This window comes from Kitasatospora sp. NPDC057512 (genome assembly GCF_042802135.1).
GTDB lineage: Bacteria > Actinomycetota > Actinomycetes > Streptomycetales > Streptomycetaceae > Kitasatospora.
Genome location: NZ_JBHVET010000978.1, coordinates 1 through 2530, shown reverse-complemented (window position 1 = coordinate 2530; position 2530 = coordinate 1). Strand labels below are relative to the sequence as shown.

Genomic DNA, 2530 nt, shown 5'->3' with positions numbered 1-2530 from the left:
GGGGTGAAGGTGAGGTGGGTGACGCCGCTCGGGCTGCTCACCGCCTCGGTGCGGAAGCGCTGCTCCAGCCCTTCGAGCCCGTCCCAGAGCCGCTCGCCCCGGCCGAGCAGCACCGGCACCACGACCACGTGCAGGTGGTCGACCAGATCGGCCGCCAGGAAGGCCCGGACGGTGCTCGGGCCGCCGCCGATCCGCACGTCCAGGCCGCCGGCCGCCTCCCTGGCCCGGCGCAGCGCCTCCTCGGGGGAGGCGTCGAGGAAGTGGAAGACCGTCCCGCCGTCCATCTCCACCGAGGGGCGCGGATGGTGGGTGAGCACGAAGACCGGGGTGTGGAAGGGCGGGTTCGGCCCCCACCAGCCCCGCCAGTCCTCGTCCTGCCAGGGGCCGCGCTGCGGGCCGAACTTGTTGCGGCCCATGATCTCCGCGCCGATGCCGTCGGCCCAGGTGCGGGCGATCGCGTCGTCCACGCCGGTGCTGCCGCCCTCCTCGCCCTGCATCCGCCGGAACGTCCGGGTGCCGAAGAACCAGCTGTGCAGCCGACCGCCGGCGTGGCCGAACGGCGCGTCGAGGCTCTGCCCCTCGCCCGTGCCGTAGCCGTCCAGGGAGATCGAGAAGTTGTGGACCCGGACCAGGGACATCGCTTCCTCCGCCGCTCGGCGCCTCGGCGCGCACCGGTCGGCCGCGCCCCGCCCGCGGGCCACGCTAACCCGCGGCTCCGGCACCATGACGTTCCGTCACCGTCCCGGGCGTGGCGGGTGCGACGGGTGCGGAGCGCGTGGAGGAAGGGGAGCGGAGCGGGGGAGAAGCGGTGCAGCCGTCACGCTATTGTCGTGCCTTCTTCATCCTGAGCACGCCCGGGCGGGCGATGCTTCGTCAGGCTGCCCGGAAGCAGGGCGGCCGGCATCCCACGACTTGGGGGACCGTTTCCGATGACCGTACGCCGCACCCTGACCGGACTCCTGGCCGCCGGCCTGATCGCCGCCGCGGCGGCGCTGATCCCGACCGCCCCGGCGGACGCCACCACGGGCGGGCCGGGCGACCTGCCGTTCGGCTCCGCGACCACCGTCGGCCTCCACAACACCTACGACCCGGCCGCCTTCCCGTACCTCGCCCAGGGCCTGGACACCGGCACCGGGATGATCGAGCTGGACCTCTGGCCGAACATCTTCACCAAGCGGTGGCAGGTCAGCCACTCCAACCCGTTCGGCAACTCCAACAACTGCACCGCCGCGAGCACCCCCGCGCAGCTGTACGGCGGCAGCACCGACCAGTACCTGGAGAACTGCCTGGACGACGTCCGGGTCTGGCTCGCCGCGCACCCGGGCGCCGGGCCGCTGGTGATCAAGCTGGAGCTCAAGCCGGGCTACTCGGCCGACCTCGGGATGGGCCCGGACCAGCTGGACGCGCTGATCGCCGACCACCTGGGCTCCGCCGTGCTGCGCCCGGCCGACCTGCTGGCCAAGCCCGGCGGCGGCTCGTACGCGAGCGTCGACGAGGCGGTGCGGGCGGGCAACTGGCCGCGCCGCTCGGCGCTGGCCGGGAAGGTGCTGCTGTACGCGATCCCGGGCGCCGTCGAGCTGGGCAACCCCTTCGACACCCTGCACACCGACGTGGAGCAGGGCCGGCACCTGCGCGACCTGGCGGCGGCTGGCCGGATCGGCCAGGCGCAGGTGTTCCCGTCCGTGCTCGGCGCCGCGACCGGCGACCCGCGGAGCCGGTACACCGGTGCGGACGCCTCGATCCGGCCCTGGTTCGTGGTCTTCGACGGCGACGCCTCGACCTTCGTCAGGACCATCGACACCGCCTGGTACGACAACGCCCACTACCTGCTGGTGATGACGGACTCCCACCTGGTCGCCCCGGAGATCAGCGGCACCGACCCGACGGCCGACCAGGCGAGGGCCCGCACCGAGCAGCTGGCGAAGGCGCACGCGAGCATCGTCTCCAGCGACTGGCGCCGGCTGGCGTCGGTCCAGTCGCTGGTGCTGTCGCGCGGCTGACCTGGTCAAGTCCTGGGAGGGTCGGCGAAGTTGACCGGAGGTGAAGAGTTGGAACGGGGCTTCCGGAGGCGCTGGAGGGTCGCCATCCTGGTTGTCATGACCCGAACTCTACGCGCGTGGAAGACCCGCGTCGCCGCCACCGCCACCGTCGCCCTGGTCACCCTCGCGCCGATCGCCGTCGCCACCGAGGCGCACGCCGCGGTCAGCGGCTCGGTGTGCCTGTCCGCCCTGCCCTCCCAGGCCCACACCACCCTCGACCTGATCGCCTCCGGCGGTCCCTTCCCGTACAGCCAGGACGGCGTCGTCTTCCGGAACCAGGAGCGGGTGCTGCCCGCGCAGGCGTCCGGCTACTACCACGAGTACACCGTGGTCACCCCGGGCTCGCCGACCCGCGGCACCCGTCGCATCGTCACCGGCAAGCAGTACCACGAGGACTACTACACCGCCGACCACTACGTGACGTTCCGCAAGGTCGACTTCGGCTGCTGACCCGGCCGCTTGCCTCCCGGGCCCCGGCGCGCACCCTGCGC

The 2530-nt window shown here is 73.2% G+C and carries 3 protein-coding genes; 2 read left to right on the top strand and 1 reads right to left on the bottom strand.

What is annotated here, in order from left to right; genetic code table 11:
• Positions 1–638, bottom strand: a 638-nt coding sequence (locus ACFU6K_RS36525) for a dihydrofolate reductase family protein (protein WP_380670572.1), incomplete at its 3' end; no start/stop codon positions are given.
• 291 nt (positions 639–929) lie between these two features.
• Here ACFU6K_RS36525 and ACFU6K_RS36520 point away from each other — a divergent pair.
• A complete protein-coding gene (locus ACFU6K_RS36520) occupies positions 930–2000 on the top strand; it encodes a phosphatidylinositol-specific phospholipase C domain-containing protein (protein WP_380670570.1) in 1071 nt (356 codons plus the stop codon).
• 96 nt (positions 2001–2096) lie between these two features.
• Positions 2097–2489 carry a ribonuclease domain-containing protein gene (locus ACFU6K_RS36515; RefSeq protein WP_380670568.1) on the top strand — a complete coding sequence of 131 codons (393 nt, stop codon included), beginning with the start codon at positions 2097–2099 and terminating at the stop codon, positions 2487–2489.
• The last annotated feature ends 41 nt before the right edge of the window (positions 2490–2530 follow it).

What these genes read in the sequence shown, in the direction of transcription:
- ACFU6K_RS36520 (WP_380670570.1), top strand. Translation starts at nt 930, where the DNA reads ATGACCGTACGCCGCACCCTGACCGGACTCCTGGCCGCCGGCCTGATC.
- ACFU6K_RS36515 (WP_380670568.1), top strand. Translation starts at nt 2,097, where the DNA reads ATGACCCGAACTCTACGCGCGTGGAAGACCCGCGTCGCCGCCACCGCC.